This window comes from Streptomyces collinus Tu 365, assembly GCF_000444875.1.
Taxonomy (GTDB): Bacteria; Actinomycetota; Actinomycetes; order Streptomycetales; family Streptomycetaceae; genus Streptomyces; species Streptomyces collinus_A.
Genome location: NC_021985.1, coordinates 3,769,620 through 3,787,071, shown reverse-complemented (window position 1 = coordinate 3,787,071; position 17,452 = coordinate 3,769,620). Strand labels below are relative to the sequence as shown.

The following is a 17,452-nucleotide window of genomic DNA, read 5'->3' as shown; positions in this document are numbered from 1 at the left end:
CGCTTTGGAGAGTAACCGTCGCTCCGCTAGGTTCTGGGGGCCCGATCCGGACCCCTCTGGCCCTTCTGGAGCGTGTCGGCGTGAGCAAGCCGCAGTTCGAGACGTACGACCCGCACGGCCACGACGCCTCCGTGCACACCGCGGAGACGCTGCCGTACGGGATGTACCGGGACACGTACCGGCCCGCCTACGAGGCGGAGGCGTACTTCGTCACCGAGCCCGCGCTGCCGCTGCCGCGCCAGGTGCCGGGCATGCCCGGGGCGGCGGCGCCGGACGCCGAGACGGTGATCCTTGACCGCGGCGAGCCCACGGTGGCCGTGTACCGCGGCGAGCCCATGGTGGCCGTGTACCGCGGCGAGCCCGCGGCGGCCCCGCACGGCGGTGAGCCCACGGTCGTTCTCGATCACGGGGAGCCGACGGTGGCCCTGCGTCGCGGTGACCCCACGGCCGTCCCGGGGTCCGGAGAGCCCACGGTGGTGCTGGACTCCGCCCGGGCGGTCGCGGGGGGCGGCCGGGCCGCCCGGCGGCGCAGGGCCCGCTCCGCCGAGCGCCCCGAGTCCGCCGTGCGCCGGCTGCTGCCGCAGGCGCTGGTCGTCGCGTTCCTGGCCGGCGGCACCACCGCCTTCGTCGCCAACGACAAGGCCGTCCAGCTGAGCGTCGACGGCAGGCCGCGCACCCTGCACACCTTCGCCGGCGACGTGTCGGAGCTGCTCGCCGAGGAGGGCGTGCGGGTCGGGGAGCACGACATGGTCGCGCCGTCCCGGGACGCCCGCCTCGCCAGCGGCGACGAGGTGTCCGTGCGCTACGGGCGCCCGGTGCGGCTCACGCTGGACGGCGAGCAGCGGGAGGTGTGGACGACGGCGCACACCGTGGACGGGGCACTGCGGGAGATGGGGGTGCGCGCGGAGGGCGCCTACCTGTCGGCCTCCCGTTCCCAGGGCATCGGACGCGCCGGTCTCGCGCTCGACGTGCGCACCGAACGCGCCGTCACGATCATGGCGGACGGCCGCACCCGCACCATCCGCACCAACGCGGCCACCGTCCGCGAGGCCGTCGAGGAGGCCGGCATCACCCTGCACGGCCAGGACACCACCTCCGTGCCGCCGGACAGCTTCCCGCGCGACGGGCAGACGGTGACCGTGCTGCGGGTGAACGGCGGCAGGGAGATCCGCGAGGAGCCGATCCCGTTCGGCGTGCGGCGGACCGCCGACCCCACCCTGTTCAAGGGCACCGAGGTCGTCGACCGCCCGGGCCGGCCCGGGCTGCGACGGGTCACCTACTACCTGCGCACCGTCAACGGCGTACGCGAGAAGCCGCGCAGGGAGACGTCGGTGGTGGTGCGCGCACCGCGCCGGCAGCTCGTGCGGGTCGGCACCAAGCCGCGGCCGCACTCCGTGCAGGGCGCCGAGCACCTCGACTGGCGCGGCCTGGCGGCCTGCGAGTCCGGCGGCCGCCCGGACGCCGTGGACCCCTCCGGGACCTACGGCGGGCTCTATCAGTTCGACACGCACACCTGGCAGAGCCTCGGCGGCAGCGGCCGCCCCCAGGACGCGCCCGCGGAGGAGCAGACCTTCCGCGCCAAGAAGCTCTACCTGAGCCGGGGCGCCACCCCCTGGCCGCACTGCGGGGCACGCCTGCGGGGGTGAGGGGCCGGCAGGACGGAGGGTGAGGGGCCGGCAGGACGGAGGGTCCCCGGCGGCCCCGTACCCTTGTCCCGTGACCAGCCCCACCCCCGACGCCCTCCTCGGCCCCGCCGACATCCGCGAGCTCGCGGCCGCACTCGGTGTCCGTCCCACCAAGCAGCGCGGCCAGAACTTCGTGATCGACGCCAACACGGTCCGCCGGATCGTCCGCACCGCCGGGGTCCGCCCCGACGACGTGGTCGTCGAGGTCGGACCGGGCCTCGGCTCCCTCACCCTCGCCCTGCTGGAGGCCGCCGACCGGGTCACCGCCGTCGAGATCGACGACGTGCTGGCCGCCGCGCTGCCCGCCACCATCGCCGCCCGGATGCCCGAGCGCGCCGGCCGGTTCGCCCTGGTCCACTCCGACGCGATGCACGTCACCGAGCTGCCCGGCCCCGTGCCCACGGCCCTGGTGGCGAACCTGCCCTACAACGTGGCCGTACCGGTGCTGCTGCACATGCTCGACACCTTCCCCGGCATCGAGCGGACGCTCGTGATGGTGCAGGCCGAGGTGGCCGACCGGCTGGCCGCCGCGCCCGGCTCGAAGGTGTACGGCGTCCCGTCCGTGAAGGCCAACTGGTACGCCGAGGTGAAGCGGGCCGGGGCCATCGGGCGCAACGTCTTCTGGCCCGCGCCGAACGTCGACAGCGGCCTGGTCTCGCTCGTCCGGCGGACCGAGCCGGTCAAGACGACGGCCTCCAAGGCCGAGGTCTTCGCGGTCGTCGACGCGGCGTTCGCACAGCGCCGCAAGACCCTGCGGGCGGCCCTCGCCGGCTGGGCCGGGTCCGCGGCCGCCGCCGAGGCGGCCCTGGTCGCGGCCGGGGTCTCCCCGCAGGCGCGCGGCGAGTCACTGACGGTGGAGGAGTTCGCTCGGATCGCCGAGCAGAGGGAGGCGGGCAAGTGAGCGTGACGGTGCGGGTGCCGGCGAAGGTGAACGTGCAGCTCGCGGTGGGCGCCGCCCGCCCCGACGGGTTCCACGACCTCGCCAACGTGTTCCTCGCGGTCGGTCTGTACGACGAGGTCACCGTCACCCCGGCGGACGAGCTCCGCGTCACCTGCGCGGGGCCGGACGCCGACCAGGTCCCGCTGGACCGCACCAACCTCGCCGCGCGTGCGGCGTTCGCGCTCGCCGCACGCCGGGGCATCGAACCGGCCGTGCACCTGCACATCACCAAGGACATCCCGGTCGCCGGCGGCATGGCGGGCGGCAGCGCGGACGGTGCGGGCGCCCTGCTCGCCTGCGACGCGCTGTGGGGCACCGGCGCCTCGCGCGCCGAGCTGCTCGCCATCTGCGCCGAGCTGGGCAGCGACGTGCCGTTCAGCCTGGTGGGCGGGGCCGCCCTCGGCACCGGGCGCGGCGAACGGCTGACCGCCCTCGAGGTCGGCGGCACCTTCCACTGGGTGTTCGCGATGGCCCGGCGCGGACTGTCCACCCCGGCGGTCTTCCGGGAGTTCGACCGCATGGCCGAGGGCCGGACGATCCCGGAGCCCGAGGCCTCGGCCGAGCTGCTGGACGCACTGGCCAAGGGCGACCCGGACGCGCTGGCCGCCACCGTCTCCAACGACCTCCAGCCCGCCGCGCTCTCCCTCTTCCCGGAACTGGCCGACACCCTGGCCGCCGGCCGCGACGCGGGCGCCCTGACCGCGCTCGTCTCCGGTTCGGGCCCCACCACGGCCTTCCTCGCCCGCGACCCCGAATCCGCCGTGAAGATCGCCGACGCCCTGCGCACCTCCGGCACCTGCCGCACGGTCCGCACCGCGACGGCACCCGCACCGGGCGCGACGGTGACGGGCCGGACGGACCAGTGACCCTGCCCGGCCGCCCCCGGCGTCCGGCAGCTCCGCAGTGCGTTGATCGTCGGCCGGTGTCCGGCGGTCCCGCCGTGCGTTGATCACCGTCGGGTGTTCGGTAGTCCCGCCGCGCGTTGATCACCGTCGGGTGTTCGGTAGTCCCGCCGCGCGCCGATCGCCGCCCGGTGTCCGGCGGTCCCGCCGCGCGGCGAGCGCGCCCGGCGTCCGGCAGCCCGCCGCGCGCGCTCATCGTGTCCCGGCGCCGGGCACTCCGCACCCTTCGACCGGCCTGCCCGTCCCACCGCAACCCCCTAGGCTCACTCGACGGCGCGTCGGCCGTTCCGTGGGGGAGCGGTCGCGAGCTCGGCGGGGGAGGAGTGGGCGTGACCACGGTGGACGACGGGGAGCGGCTCGCCGCGGCCGTACGGCAGGGGCAGGCCGAGCGGGTCCGGGAGCTGCTGGAGGCCGGAGGCGGACCGGACGCGCTCGACGCGCGCACGGGCCTGCCCGTGCTGTGCTCGGCGATCGCCGCGCACGACGAGCCGGTCGCCGAGGTCCTGGTGGAGTACGGGGCCGATCCGCTGCGCCGGCTGCCCGACGGCACCACCCCCCTGCTGCGGGCGGTGGACACCGGCTCACCGTGGCTGATGTGGGCCGTCTTCCCCGAGGTGGTGCGCCGGCCCGGCCCGGCCCGCGAGGAACTGCTGGCCCGCGCCCGCCACCGGGCGCGCACCGGCGCGGAAGCCGAACTGCGGCGCCGTACCGGCCTGCCCGGCCCGGCGGGACGCACCAGGCGGGAGGACGAGACCGGCTGCTGGTACGAGGAACTCGCGCTCGGCGGACAGACGCTGTGCGACGGGAGCCTGGCGATCCTCACGGGCCTGGAGGCGAAACTCCGGCTGCGCACCCCCTTCCCCGAACTCCTGGCCCGCGCCCTGACGCACCCGGACCGGAACCACCGGACGTGGTCGGAGTCGGTGACAGTGCTGGGCGGCCGCCTCGACGACGAGACCTGGGCCGAGGCGTGGGACCTGAGCCGCGACCCCGATCCGGTGAACCGCCTGTTCGCCGCCGACGTACTGCTCGCACTCGTCGTCGGAGCACCGGCGAGCGCCAGGCCGCAGCCGTTCCTCGGGCGGGCCCGGGAGCTGCTGCCCTGGGCCGAACGGGAACGGGACGTGCCGGTGCTCGACGTCCTGCTCAACGCGCTGACGTGGGCCGAGGACCTTGAGCCCCGGGGCATCGGCCTGCGCTGCGCGGCCCACCCGGACCCCCGGATCCGCTCCTGGGCGCCGGAACTGCTGGACGCCGACGCGGACGGCAGCCTCGGCCCGCGCAGCCTGGCCGTCCTGCACGACCTGGTGCGCGACCCGGACGCCGACGTGCGCGCCCGGACCTGCCACTGGCTCGAACACCACCGGGGCCCCGAGCCCGGGGTGGGCGACGCGCTGCTGGAGCTGACACACGACGAACGGCAGCTCACCCGCATCCACGCCGTCGCGGGACTGGCTTACCGGGACGACCCGCGCTGTGTGGAGGCCGAGACACGCATCGGCCCCGTCGGCCCCGACCTCGGTGAGGTGGAGCCGCCGCTGCTGGCCGTCCGGTACTACCAGCGGCGTCAGGAGGAGCGGGCACCGGACCGGCACCCGACCTCCGACTACCCTGGAAGGTCGATCCATCCCCCCGGGCAGGAGTGAAATGGCCGTCAACCTGGTCAATGTCGAGAACGTCAGCAAGGTGTACGGCACCCGTGCCCTGCTGGACGGCGTCTCGCTCGGTGTGTCCGAAGGGGACCGGATCGGCGTCGTCGGGCGCAACGGCGACGGCAAGACCACCCTCATCCGGATGCTCGCCAAGCTGGAGGAGGCCGACACCGGGCGCGTCACCCACTCCGGCGGGCTGCGGCTCGGCGTGCTCACCCAGCACGACTCGCTCGACCCCGCCGCCACCGTCCGGCACGAGGTCATCGGCGACATGGCCGACCACGAGTGGGCGGGCAACGCCAAGGTCAGGGACGTACTGACCGGGCTGTTCGGCGGACTCGACCTGCCCGGCTTCCCCAAGGGCCTCGACACCGTCATCGGCCCGCTCTCCGGTGGCGAGCGGCGCCGTATCGCGCTCGCCAAGCTGCTCATCGAGGAGCAGGACCTGCTCGTCCTCGACGAGCCCACCAACCACCTCGACGTCGAGGGCATCGCCTGGCTCGCCACGCACCTGCGCAACCGGCGCTCCGCGCTGGTCTGCGTCACCCACGACCGGTGGTTCCTCGACCAGGTCTGCACCCGCATGTGGGACGTGCAGCGCGGCGACGTCTACGAGTACGAGGGCGGCTACTCCGACTACGTCTTCGCGCGCGCGGAGCGCGAGCGGATCGCGGCCACCGAAGAGGCCAAGCGGCAGAACCTCATCCGCAAGGAGCTGGCCTGGCTGCGCCGCGGCGCGCCCGCCCGCACCTCCAAGCCGCGCTTCCGCGTCGAGGCCGCCAACGAGCTGATCGCCGACGTCCCACCGCCCCGCGACAGCAGCGAGCTGATGAAGTTCGCCTCCACCCGGCTCGGCAAGACCGTCTTCGACCTGGAGGACGTCACCGTCCAGGCCGGACCGAAGGTGCTGCTCAAGCACGTCACCTGGCAGCTCGGCCCCGGCGACCGGATCGGCCTCGTCGGCGTCAACGGCGCCGGCAAGACCTCCCTGCTGCGGGCGATGGCGCAGGCGGCCCGCACCGAGGGCGAGGCACAGCCGGCCGGCGGCCGGGTCGCCGTCGGCCGGACCGTCAAGCTCGCCTACCTCTCCCAGGAGGTGGCCGAACTCGACCCCGCCCTGCGGGTCCTGGAGGCCGTGCAGCAGGTACGGGAGCGAGTCGACCTCGGCAAGGGCCGCGAGATGACCGCCGGACAGCTCTGCGAGACGTTCGGCTTCAACAAGGAGAAGCAGTGGACGCCGGTCGGTGACCTCTCCGGTGGCGAGCGCCGGCGGCTCCAGCTGCTGCGCCTGCTCATGGACGAGCCCAACGTCCTCTTCCTCGACGAGCCCACCAACGACCTCGACATCGAGACCCTCACCCAGCTCGAGGACGTCCTCGACGGCTGGCCCGGCTCGATGATCGTCATCTCCCACGACCGGTTCTTCGTGGAGCGCACCACGGACCGGGTGTTCGCCCTCCTCGGTGACGGCGCCCTGCGGATGCTGCCGCGCGGCATCGACGAGTACCTGGAGCGGCGGCAGCGGATGGAGGAGGCGGTCGCCGCGCAGACCGCCGCCGCGGCCCCGCGCCCGGCCGGCACCGAGAAGAGCGCCGCCGACCAGCGCGCCGCCAAGAAGGAACTCCAGAAGATCGAACGGCAGTTGGACAAGGTCTCCGAGAAGGAGACCAAGCTGCACGCCCAGATCGCCGAGAACGCCACCGACTTCGCGAAGGTGGCGGAACTGGACGCCCGGCTGAGGGACTTGGGCGCCGAGCGGGAGGAACTGGAGATGCGCTGGCTGGAACTGGCGGAGGACGCCTGACCTCGCACGCGAGCCGCGCAGGGGGCGCGTGCGTCGCGTGAAGGGGGCGTGAAGGCGCGTAACGGGGGCATCACGGGCCGGTTCTCCCTTGGGAACAGGGGAGGGCACGGCCCCGTCCGCTGTCGGTACCGGGTGATAGAAAGAGCCGTCTGAGAACAGTCTGAGTACGACCCAGGGTCCGTGAGCGAACCTCAGGGCGTGGCTAAAAATCAGTGAACGAGGGGGAAGAGCGCTGATGACTCAGCCGCCCGACCAGCCGCCGCAGGGCGGTTTCGGAGCACCGCAGGACCAGCCGCCGCAGGGTGGTGGATTCGGCGCTCCGCAGCCGCCGCCCCCGCCGCCGGGCCGGCCACCGGCCCAGCCGCCCCAGGCGCAGCCCCAGCCCGGCTACGGCTATCCCCAGCAGCCCGGCCCCTACGCCCAGCCGGGCCCGTACGCGGCGCCCGGCGCCCCCGCGCCCGGCCCCTACGGCCAGCCGCAGCAGCCCGGTCCCTACGGCGGGCCCCAGCCCGGCCCGTACGGACCGCAGCCCGGCTACGGCTACCCGCAGCAGCCGCCCCAGTACCCCGGCGCCCCCGGCACCGCGCCCGGCGGCGCCCCGTACGGCGGCAAGCCGCCGGCCAAGGGCCGCACCGCGCTGATCATCGGCGCCGCGGCGGCCGCGCTGCTCGTCATCGGCGGCACCGTCTACGCCGTGACCAGCGGCGGTGACGACGGGAAGAAGACGCCGGTCGCCGGGAAGAGCGACGACGGCAAGCAGTCCTCCGCCACCGCGTCCGTCGACCCCGGTGACGGCAACGGCAACGGCGGCGCCGACCCGGACAACCTCAACGAGGGCCGCAAGCCCGGCGAGGCGAAGGTGCTCTGGTACAAGAGCGCACCCGACGCCCCCGGTTCCGGCGCCGACGCCCCCGGCATGTGGATCTCCGGCGGCACGGCGGTGAAGGCGGCGTACAAGCAGGTCTTCGCCTACGACGCCGGCACCGGCAGCGCGGCCTGGGACCCGATCACGTTCCCGCAGAAGATCTGCGCGGTCACCGCGCAGAAGTCGGCGGACGACAAGATCGTCGTGGCCTACATGAGCGGTGTCAGCGACCGCGCCAAGTGCAACCAGCTCCAGCAGATCGACCTGGCCACCGGCAAGAAGGGCTGGAGCGCCGAGGTCGCCGACGGCGCCCTGTTCGACAGCGCCATCAGCATCGAGCTGACGGTCAGCGGCAAGACGCTGATGGTGGGCCGCTCGCAGTCGGGCACGGCGTACGACATCGACAACGGCCACAAGCTGTACGACAAGCAGAAGTACGGTTCGGCCTGCTTCCCGACCGCGTTCGCGGGCGGCGCGGGCCGGCTGGTCCAGGTGGCCTCCTGCGGCGCCGGCACCAGCAACGAGCACGACGAGATCCGGGAGCTGAACCCGGCCGACGGCAAGGTCAGGTGGACGCAGCCGGTCAAGAAGGGCTGGCGGGTCGCGCGCACCTACTCCCTGAACCCGCTCGTGGTCTACCTGACCAACGAGGACAAGAAGGCGTGGAACATCTCCACCTTCACCGCGGCCGGCAAGTTCAGGTCCGAGGTCAAGGTGAACGAGAAGTTCGCGCCGCAGTGCGGCTGGGCGATCCTCGCCCGTGACCTCCAGGGCTGCCAGGGCGTCGCCGTCGACGGCGACACGCTCTACCTGCCCACCGACGCGACGGGCGGCGCCAACGAGATCGTCGCCGTCAGCCTCGCCACCGGCAAGGAGAAGTGGCGGGTCAAGTCGCCCACGGACGAGTCGATGTCGCCGGTGAGGACCGAGGGCGGCAAGCTCATCGCGTACGTGCGGCCGTCCTACGACGCGGGCGGCCAGGTGGTGTCGATCCCGACCGCCGGCGGCTCGCACCGGCCGACCAAGCTGCTGCAGAACCCCGCGGGCACCGCGACGATCGAGAACGGCTTCTTCAGCTCGGCCGTGGACTGGGCCGGCGGACGCTTCTACATCTCCACCACCCGGCTCAACGGCAACGACGAATCGAAGGAGAAGCTGATGATGGCGTTCGGCAAGTGAGTCCGGGCCCGGCTCCCGGCCGCCCGCTCCCTTCCCCGCTCCCTCTTCCTTCTCCGCCCCCTCTCCTTCGTCCCCCATCTCCCGGGCCGTCAGGCCCGGAGAGCGTCACCGAGGTACCCCAGCCATGAGCCAGCCGCCCCCGCCGCCCCCGAACCAGCCGCCGCAGGGCGGCTTCGGGCCGCCCCAGGACCAGCCGCCCGCGGCCCCGCCCACCCCGCCCGCTCCCCAGCCCGGGTACGGCTACCCGCAGCAGCCCCCGGCACCGCAGCAGCCCCAGCCCGGCTACGGCCCTCCGCAGCCGCCTGCCCCGCAGCCCGGTTACGGCTACCCGCAGGCACCGGCACCCCAGCCGCCGCAGCCGGGCTACGGCCAGCCGCAGGTCCCGCAGCCGACGCAGCCGCAGCCCGGCTACGGCTACCCGGGCGCGCCGCAGAACCCGTACGCCCAGCAGCAGCCCTACGGCTACCCGACCGTGCCCGTCGGCCCGGCGCCCGCGCAGAGCGGCGGCGGCAGGAACACGACCACCTTCGTCATCATCGCCGCGGCACTCGTCGTGATCGCCCTGATCGTCGGCGGCGGCGTCTGGTACGCCAAGTCCTCCGGCGGCGACGGGAAGAAGGACGACACCGCGCACTCCAGCGGCGGCACGGGCGGCAAGAACGGCTCCGGGGGCACGACCGCCGGCGGCAAGGAGAAGGCGCCGGCGGACCCCGCCGCGAAGGTGCTCTTCCAGGCCCCGATGCCCAAGACCTCCGACACCGTCGTCACCGCGGGCTCCTGGCTCACCGACCAGGTGTACGCCAAGAGCGGGATCGCGCAGATCGTCGGCTACGACCCGGTCAAGGGCACCAAGCTGTGGACGGTCGAGCTGCCGGGCCCGGTGTGCTCGGCCGCCAGGCACGTGACGGCGGACGGCAGGACGGCGATCGTCTTCCAGCCGAAGACGCCCGCCAAGAACTCCAGCGCGGGCTGCAGCCAGGTCGCCGCCATCGACCTCGCCAAGGGCACCAAGCTGTGGACCAAGACGGTCAAGAACGCTGACAGCACGATCAACCTGGACAACGTGACGGTCGCCCAGCACACCGTCGCGGTCGGCAGCACCAACGGCGGCGCCGCGTTCGACATCGACTCCGGCAAGGCGCTGTGGCAGCCGAAGCCGGGGGACACCTGCTACGACGCCGGCTACGGCGGCGGTGCCAAGCTGGTCGCGATGCGCAAGTGCGGCAGCTACGGCGACCGCCAGCTGCACGTCCAGACCATCGACCCGGCCTCCGGGAAGGTGATCTCCGACTACAAGATGGCCTCCGGCATCGAGTACGCCAGCATCGTCTCCACCGACCCGCTGGTGGTGGCCGCCGACGTCGGCGACAGCGCCGGCGACGGCAGCGGCATCTCCGACTACTTCTCCATCGACGGCAGGACCGGCAAGCTGCTGGCCCGCATCTCCGCGCCCGGCGACACCTACGCCGGCCGCTGCGACGGCATCACCCGCATCGAGGACTGCCGGGAGGTCGTCGCCGGGGGCGGCAAGCTGTTCGTGCCGACCGAGGAGCACGACGGCACCGGCAAGTACAGCAAGACCAACGAGGTCGTCGCCTTCGACCTGGCCACCGGCAAGGAGACCGGCCAGCGCGCCGAGGCCGGCGACGGCTACCTGCTCGCCCCGCTGCGCATGGACGGCGGCAACCTGATCGCCTACAAGCGGCCGCCCTACGACAAGGGCGGCCAGGTCGTCAGCATCGACGGCGGCTCCTTCAAGGCGACCGAGCTGCTGGAGAACCCGGCGGCGCAGGACGTGCGGCAGGCGGAGACCACGATGCTCCCCGACTACGCGGAGATCCTGTTCGGGCAGGGCCGGCTGTACATGTCGTCCGTGTACGCGCACAAGGCCTCGTCCTACGGCAAGGAGTACCTGCTGATCGCGTTCGGCGCGGGCGGCTGACCGCACGCCCCGGGGCGCTTCAGGGCGCCCGGGGTGAATGCCAGGGATTACCAGGGAGTGCCCCGGATTTCATCGATCCGGGGCACTTCTCCTTCATAGGGGCAGCGCGACGTCGAACAAGCGTGTAGCTTCCGGGGGCATGAAGGGCGGGGTGCCGGGGGGCCCTCTGTCGTGGTGCGCGGTGGGCGTCCATAGTGGGGCATCCATGGGGGGACTGGGGGTTGCTGCATGGGAGTGCGGCTCATGGTCGTCGACGACCATCGCCTGCTCGCGGAGGCGCTGGCGTCGGCGTTGAAGCTGCGCGGGCACCGGGTGCTCGCGGCGGCGGCGCCGGCCGCGGGCGCGGCGGATCTGGTGATCGCGCGGGCGCCGGAGGTGTGCCTGCTGGGCACGGCCGCGCCGGCCGAGCCGGGGGCGTTCGACCCGGTGGTGAAGATCAAGCGGGAGCGGCCGCAGGTGGCGGTACTGGTGCTGGGCCCGGTGCCGTCGCCGCGGGGGATCGCGGCGGCCTTCGCGGCCGGCGCGTCGGGGTACGTGCGGCACGACGAGCGGATCGAGGGGGTCGAGCGGGCCATCATGAAGGCCCGGGCCGGTGAGGCGGCGGTGGCCCCGCAGTTGTTGCAGGGCGCCTTCGGCGAGCTGCTCAACCCGGCGGCCCAGCCCGACGACGAGGGGCAGCGGCTGCTGCAGATGCTCACCCCGCGGGAGGTGGAGGTGCTGGTCAGGGTGGCCGAGGGGGAGGACACCCGGCTGATCGCCGCGGGCATGGGCATCGCTCCCAGCACGGCGCGCACGCACGTCCAGCGGGTCCTGATGAAGCTGGGGGTGGGCTCCCGCCTGGAGGCGGCGGCGCTGGCGGCCCGGACCGGTCTGCTGGACCGCGCCGGACCGCCGCCGGCGGGACCGGAGTCGTAGACCGGTCCGCAAAGTCCCGCCTGCCCCACGACGCGACTTTGCGGACAGGCCCCGGTGCCTCCGCACCGCCGCGCGGACGGCGCGGGCCGGCCGGTGTTACGCCTTCTCCCCCGGCTCCTCGGGCAGCCCCTCGCGGGGCGGCGGCGGCGGGGTCGGCCGCAGCTTCAGCCAGGCCAGGAAGAAGATGCCGAGGAGCAGCATGCCGATGCCGGTCCACAGGTTGATGTTGACGCCCTGGGCCTTGTCGATGGCGGCCTGGGAGTCGGTGATGCCGGTGATCGTGACGATGACGCCGTAGACCACGAACAGGCCACCGATGATGCGGCGCAGGTCGAAGAGGCGGGCGGCCGTCTCGGACCTGCCCTCCAGGTCGGTGACTTCGCGCTGGACGTCGTCCTCGGAGAAATGGAACCGCTCGGGCTCGCGGTCGGAGTGCTCGGTCATGGTTTCCTCATCCTCCCGCGGTCAGAACGAGAACGGGATGTAGCAGGCGGCGGCCAGGACGATCGCGCCCCAGCCGAGCAGGGCGGGCTTGCGGTACCAGGCGTCGTCGCCCGCGGCGGGCGGCTCCGCCATGCCGGGGGAGCGGGTGCCGTACACCAGGCCCCGCAGTTCCTGTTCCGGCTTCGGTTTGGTGAACAGGGACACGATGAACATCACGACGGCGCCGGCGACGAAGCCCGCGATCGCCGAGACGAAGTTGGCGCCCTGGTCGGTGGGGATCGAGATGATGCCCCTCTTGTAGAGCACGAAGTAGTTGACCATCGCGGTCACGGTGCCCGCGAGCAGCCCCCAGAACCCGGACTTGGCCGAGGCCCGCTTCCAGAACATGCCGACGATGAACACCACGAACATCGGCACGTTGAAGAAGGAGAACAGGGTCTGCAGGTAGGACATGATGTTCGAGAACGAGGAGGCCAGGAACGCGGTGCCGACGGAGGCGCACACGCCGATCGCGGTGATCAGGCGGCCGAAGCGGACGTAGTAGCCGTCCTCGCGGCCGCGCACCACGTACTTGGCCCAGATGTCGTTGGTGAACACGGTGTTGAAGGACGACACGTTGGCCGCCATGCCGGCCATGAAGGCCGCCAGCAGACCGGTGACGGCGATGCCGAGCACGCCGTTGGGCAGCAGTTCCTGCATCAGGAACGGGATGGCGTCGTTGTACTGGTAACCGGAGCCGGCGGTGCCGAACTTGGGGATGATCGCGGCGGCGACCAGGCCCGGGATCATCACCAGGAAGACGATGAAGATCTTCGGGTAGGCGGCGATCAGCGGGGTCCGCTGCCCGGCGGAGAGGTTCTTGGCGGACAGGGCGCGCTGCACCTCGGCGAAGTTGGTGGTCCAGTAGCCGAAGGAGAGCACGAAGCCGAGGCCGAGGACGATGGTCAGCCAGTTGGCGCCGAGCGGGTTGGTGCTGCCGATGCCGGTGCCGCCCCAGGCCGTGGTGAAGTCGGCGCCGTGGGTGGCGGTGAGCTTGTCGGTCAGACCGCCCCAGCCGCCGACCTTCCTCAGGCCGAGGATGGTGATCGGGATGAGGGCGGCCAGGATCACGAAGAACTGCAGCACCTCGTTGTAGATCGCCGAGGACAGGCCGCCCAGCGTGATGTACGCCAGCACGAAGGCGCCGGCGACGACGATGGCCACCCACTGCGGCCAGCCGAGGAGGGCCTCGACGACGATCGCCAGGGCGTAGAGGTTCACGCCGGCGATGAGGATGGCCGCGAAGGCGAACAGGATCGAACTGAGCAGGTGGGCGCCCCGGTCGAAGCGCAGCAGCAGGAACTCGGGGACCGAGCGGACCTTGCTGCCGTAGTAGAAGGGCATCATCACCAGGCCCAGGAAGACCATGGCCGGGATGGCGCCGATCCAGTACCAGTGCACGGTGTAGGCGCCGTACTGGGCGCTGTTCGCCGCCATGCCGAGGATCTCGGTGGCCGCCAGGTTGGCGGAGATGAAGGCGAGGCCGGTGATCCAGGCGGGCAGCGAGCGTCCGGAGAGGAAGAAGTCGAGGCTGGTCTTCACCGAGCGGCGGGCCGCGAAGCCGATGCCGAGCACGACGACGAAGTAGATCGCCAGGATCGTGTAGTCCAGCCAGTTGGTGGGGAGCCGTAGCTCCGCCGCCAGGTAGGTGGGGGCATGTGTGGGGGTTTGCATGAAGAACTCGCTTCGTCGCGCGAACTGATCCAGAGCGGAACCTACGCCGCCGCGTTCAGATATTGAACAGTTCTGATGGTGTTCTTTGTTTGATTGTGATCGTCCGGGGTGTTGTCGAGTTGTGATCTGTTATGTTTGATTGTGTTGAGTGATTGGGTGCGGGACGTAGAGGAGTCCGGCGTTGAAGAAGACCTCGACACGGCTGGCCGACGGACGTGAACTGATCTACTACGACCTCCGGGACGACACCGTGCGCACCGCCGCCGACCGTCGCCCGCTGGACCGTACGGTCACCACGTCGGAGATCCGCCGTGACGTCCTGCTCGGCGACTCGGTCGCCATCGCCTCCCACCGGCAGGGCCGCACCTATCACCCGCCGGCCGACGAGTGCCCGCTCTGCCCGACCCGGGGCGAACGCCTGAGCGAGATCCCCGACTCCTCGTACGACGTCGTCGTCTTCGAGAACCGCTTCCCCTCGCTCGCCGGCGACTCCGGCCGCTGCGAGGTCGTCTGCTTCACCTCCGACCACGACGCGTCCTTCGCCGACCTCACCGAGGAACAGGCCCGGCTGGTGCTGGACGCGTGGACGGACCGCACGTCGGAACTGTCTCATCTGCCCTCCGTCGAGCAGGTCTTCTGCTTCGAGAACCGCGGTGAGGAGATCGGGGTGACGCTGGGTCACCCGCACGGCCAGATCTACGCCTACCCCTTCACCACCCCCCGCACCGCGCTGATGCTCCGCTCGACCGCCGCGCACAAGGAGGCCACCGGCGGGGAGAACCTCTTCGACGCCGTCCTGCGCCGGGAGGCGGCCGACCGCCGGGTCGTCCTCGAGGGTGAACACTGGGTGGCCTTCGTGCCCTACGCCGCCCACTGGCCTTACGAGGTGCACCTGTATCCCCGGCGCCGGGTGCCCGACCTGCTCGCCCTCGACGAGGCGGCACGCACAGAGTTCCCCCAGGTCTATCTGGAACTCTTGAGGCGCTTCGACCGGATCTTCGCCGCTGGTGACGGTGGCAGGGGCCAGGGCACGGCGGACGAGCCCCGTACGCCGTACATCGCGGCCTGGCACCAGGCCCCGTTCGGCGCGCTGGAGGAGTTCGACGGGGTCACCCGGGACGACTTCGCCCTGCACCTCGAGCTTTTCACCATCCGACGCACTTCCGGCAAGCTGAAGTTTCTCGCGGGTTCCGAGTCCGGCATGAACGTGTTCATCAACGACGTGCCGCCGGAACGCGCGGCCGAGCGACTGCGAGAGGTAGCGAGTTCATGAAGTACCTGGTGACGGGTGGCGCGGGTTACGTCGGCAGTGTCGTGTCCCAGCACCTGCTGGAGGCCGGCCACGAGGTCACCGTCCTCGACAACCTCTCCACCGGCTTCCGCGCGGGCGTCCCGGCCGGCGCCGCCTTCGTCGAGGGCGACATCCGCGACGCCGCCAAGTGGCTCGACGCCTCCTACGACGGCGTGCTGCACTTCGCCGCGTCCTCCCAGGTCGGGGAGTCGGTGGCGAAGCCGGAGAAGTACTGGGCCAACAACGTCGGCGGCAGCATGGCCCTGCTCGGCGCGATGCGCGAGGCGGGCGTGCGCAAGCTGGTCTTCTCCTCCACGGCGGCCACCTACGGCGAGCCCGAGCGGGTCCCCATCGTCGAGACCGCCCCCACCGCCCCGACCAGCCCCTACGGCGCCACCAAGCTCGCCGTCGACCACATGATCACCGGCGAGGCGGCCGCCCACGGCCTGGCCGCGGTGTCCCTGCGCTACTTCAACGTCGCCGGTGCCTACGGCAGGTGCGGCGAGCGCCACGACCCCGAGTCCCACCTCATCCCGCTGGTCCTCCAGGTCGCCCAGGGCCGCCGCGAGGCGATCTCCGTCTACGGCGACGACTACCCGACCCCGGACGGCACCTGCGTCCGCGACTACATCCACGTCGCGGACCTGGCCGAGGCCCATCTGCTGGCCCTGACGGCGGCCCGCCCGGGTGAGCACCTGATCTGCAACCTCGGCAACGGCAGCGGCTTCTCCGTCCGCGAGGTGATCGACACCGTCCGCAAGGTCACCGGCCACCCGATCCCGGAAGTGGTGGCACCGCGCCGCGGCGGCGACCCGGCCGTCCTGGTCGCGGCCGCCGGCACGGCCCGCGAGAAGCTGGGCTGGAACCCGTCCCGCGCGGATCTCGCGGGAATCGTCGCGGACGCGTGGGAGTTCGCGCAGAGCATCGCGAAGGAGCACTAGTGGGGGCACAGCAGGTCGCACAGCAGGTCCGGGAGCGCTTCGCCGAGCTGTACGGGACGCGCCCCGAGGGAGTGTGGGCGGCGCCGGGCAGGGTCAACCTGATCGGCGAGCACACCGACTACAACGACGGCTTCGTGATGCCGTTCGCCCTGCCGCACCAGGCCACCGCGGCGGTCTCCCGCCGCACCGACGGCGTGCTGCGCCTGCACTCGGCGGACGTCGGGGACACGGTCGTGGAACTGCGCCTGGACTCCCTCGCCCCGGGCAGCGACCCGGACTGGACGGCCTACCCGGCCGGCGTCGTCTGGGCGCTGCGCGAGGCCGGTCACCCGGTCACCGGCGCCGACGTCCACCTGGCCTCGACGGTCCCGACCGGCGCGGGCCTGTCCTCCTCGGCCGCCCTCGAGGTCGTGATCGCCCTCGCCCTCGACGACCTGTTCGGCCTGGGACTTGAGCGGTGGCGACTGGCCCGCCTGTGCCAGCGCGCCGAGAACGTCTACGTCGGCGCGCCCACCGGCATCATGGACCAGACCGCCTCGGCCTGCTGCACCGGCGGCCACGCCCTCTTCCTCGACACCCGGGACCTGTCCCAGCGGCAGATCCCCCTCGACCTCGCCGCCGAGGGCCTGCGCCTGCTGGTGGTCGACACCCAGGTCAAGCACGCCCACAGCGGCGGCGAGTACGGCAGGCGCCGGGCCGGCTGCGAGAAGGGCGCCGCCCTGCTCGGCGTCGACGCCCTGCGCGACATCCCCTACGACGGCCTCGACGCGGCCCTGGCCCGGCTCGGCGACGAGGAGGAGGTCGCCCGCCTGGTCCGGCACGTCGTCACCGAGGACCAGCGGGTGGAGCGGGTGGTGTCCCTGCTGCACGCCGGCGAGACCCGCGCCGTCGGCCCGGTCCTGACCGAGGGCCACGCCTCCCTGCGCGACGACTTCCGCATCTCCTGCCCCGAGCTCGACCTGGTCGTGGACACCGCCCTGTCCCACGGCGCCCTCGGCGCCCGGATGACCGGCGGCGGCTTCGGCGGCTCCGCGATCGTCCTGGCCGAGGCGACCGACGTGACCACCCTGACCAAGGCGATCGAGGAAGCCTTCACGGCAGCGTCCTTCACCCCTCCGCGCACCTTCGAGGCGGTGCCCTCGGCGGGGGCGCGGCGGGTGGTCTGACGGTGCGTTATCG

At 72.6% G+C, this 17,452-nt stretch carries 13 protein-coding genes; 11 read left to right on the top strand and 2 right to left on the bottom strand.

Annotated elements, in window-relative coordinates; all coding sequences use genetic code 11:
• Positions 1-80 precede the first annotated feature (80 nt).
• The 8 genes from B446_RS16330 to B446_RS16295 all read left to right on the top strand — a co-directional run bounded on the left by B446_RS16330 (position 81) and on the right by B446_RS16295 (position 11,884).
• Positions 81-1,646, top strand: a complete 1,566-nt coding sequence (locus B446_RS16330) for a resuscitation-promoting factor (RefSeq protein ID WP_020940552.1) — start codon at positions 81-83, stop codon at positions 1,644-1,646.
• A 70-nt stretch (positions 1,647-1,716) separates the two neighbouring features.
• Complete coding sequence (rsmA, locus tag B446_RS16325; protein WP_020940551.1) at positions 1,717-2,586, top strand: 16S rRNA (adenine(1518)-N(6)/adenine(1519)-N(6))-dimethyltransferase RsmA; 870 nt, start codon at positions 1,717-1,719, stop codon at positions 2,584-2,586.
• Positions 2,583-3,491, top strand: coding sequence for a 4-(cytidine 5'-diphospho)-2-C-methyl-D-erythritol kinase (locus tag B446_RS16320; protein WP_020940550.1), 909 nt, complete (start codon positions 2,583-2,585; stop codon positions 3,489-3,491). The genes rsmA and B446_RS16320 overlap by 4 nt, the downstream gene beginning before the upstream one ends.
• A 365-nt stretch (positions 3,492-3,856) precedes the next feature.
• Positions 3,857-5,173: an ankyrin repeat domain-containing protein gene (locus tag B446_RS16315; protein ID WP_020940549.1), complete on the top strand. Its 1,317-nt coding sequence runs from the start codon at positions 3,857-3,859 to the stop codon at positions 5,171-5,173.
• A 1-nt stretch (position 5,174) separates the two neighbouring features.
• Positions 5,175-6,983, top strand: a complete 1,809-nt coding sequence (locus B446_RS16310; RefSeq protein WP_020940548.1) for an ABC-F family ATP-binding cassette domain-containing protein — start codon at positions 5,175-5,177, stop codon at positions 6,981-6,983.
• Between the two features lie 235 nt (positions 6,984-7,218).
• A complete protein-coding gene (locus B446_RS16305; RefSeq protein WP_020940547.1) occupies positions 7,219-9,027 on the top strand; it encodes a PQQ-binding-like beta-propeller repeat protein in 1,809 nt (602 codons plus the stop codon).
• Positions 9,028-9,151: 124 nt separating this feature from the next.
• Positions 9,152-10,969 (top strand): PQQ-binding-like beta-propeller repeat protein, encoded by a 1,818-nt coding sequence (locus tag B446_RS16300; RefSeq protein WP_020940546.1) that lies wholly within the window; start codon positions 9,152-9,154, stop codon positions 10,967-10,969.
• A gap of 228 nt (positions 10,970-11,197) precedes the next feature.
• Positions 11,198-11,884: a helix-turn-helix transcriptional regulator gene (locus B446_RS16295; RefSeq protein ID WP_020940545.1), complete on the top strand. Its 687-nt coding sequence runs from the start codon at positions 11,198-11,200 to the stop codon at positions 11,882-11,884.
• A 96-nt stretch (positions 11,885-11,980) separates the two neighbouring features.
• On the opposite strand, the gene B446_RS16290 is transcribed toward B446_RS16295, so the two are convergent.
• Entirely contained in the window at positions 11,981-12,328 is a 348-nt protein-coding gene (locus B446_RS16290) for a hypothetical protein (RefSeq protein WP_020940544.1), read from the bottom strand.
• 21 nt (positions 12,329-12,349) lie between these two features.
• Positions 12,350-14,041 carry a sodium:solute symporter family protein gene (locus B446_RS16285; RefSeq protein ID WP_020940543.1) on the bottom strand — a complete coding sequence of 564 codons (1,692 nt, stop codon included), beginning with the start codon at positions 14,039-14,041 and terminating at the stop codon, positions 12,350-12,352.
• Positions 14,042-14,222: 181 nt separating this feature from the next.
• On the opposite strand from B446_RS16285, the gene galT reads away from it, so the two are divergent.
• Genes galT through galK form a run of 3 tightly spaced genes read left to right on the top strand, consistent with a single transcriptional unit; the run spans position 14,223 to position 17,439 of the window.
• Complete coding sequence (gene galT, locus B446_RS16280) at positions 14,223-15,314, top strand: galactose-1-phosphate uridylyltransferase (RefSeq protein ID WP_020940542.1); 1,092 nt, start codon at positions 14,223-14,225, stop codon at positions 15,312-15,314.
• Positions 15,311-16,273 carry a UDP-glucose 4-epimerase GalE gene (gene galE / locus B446_RS16275; protein ID WP_020940541.1) on the top strand — a complete coding sequence of 321 codons (963 nt, stop codon included), beginning with the start codon at positions 15,311-15,313 and terminating at the stop codon, positions 16,271-16,273. The genes galT and galE overlap by 4 nt, the downstream gene beginning before the upstream one ends.
• Positions 16,273-17,439, top strand: coding sequence for a galactokinase (galK, locus tag B446_RS16270; RefSeq protein WP_020940540.1), 1,167 nt, complete (start codon positions 16,273-16,275; stop codon positions 17,437-17,439). Before galE ends, galK begins: the two co-directional genes overlap by 1 nt.
• The last annotated feature ends 13 nt before the right edge of the window (positions 17,440-17,452 follow it).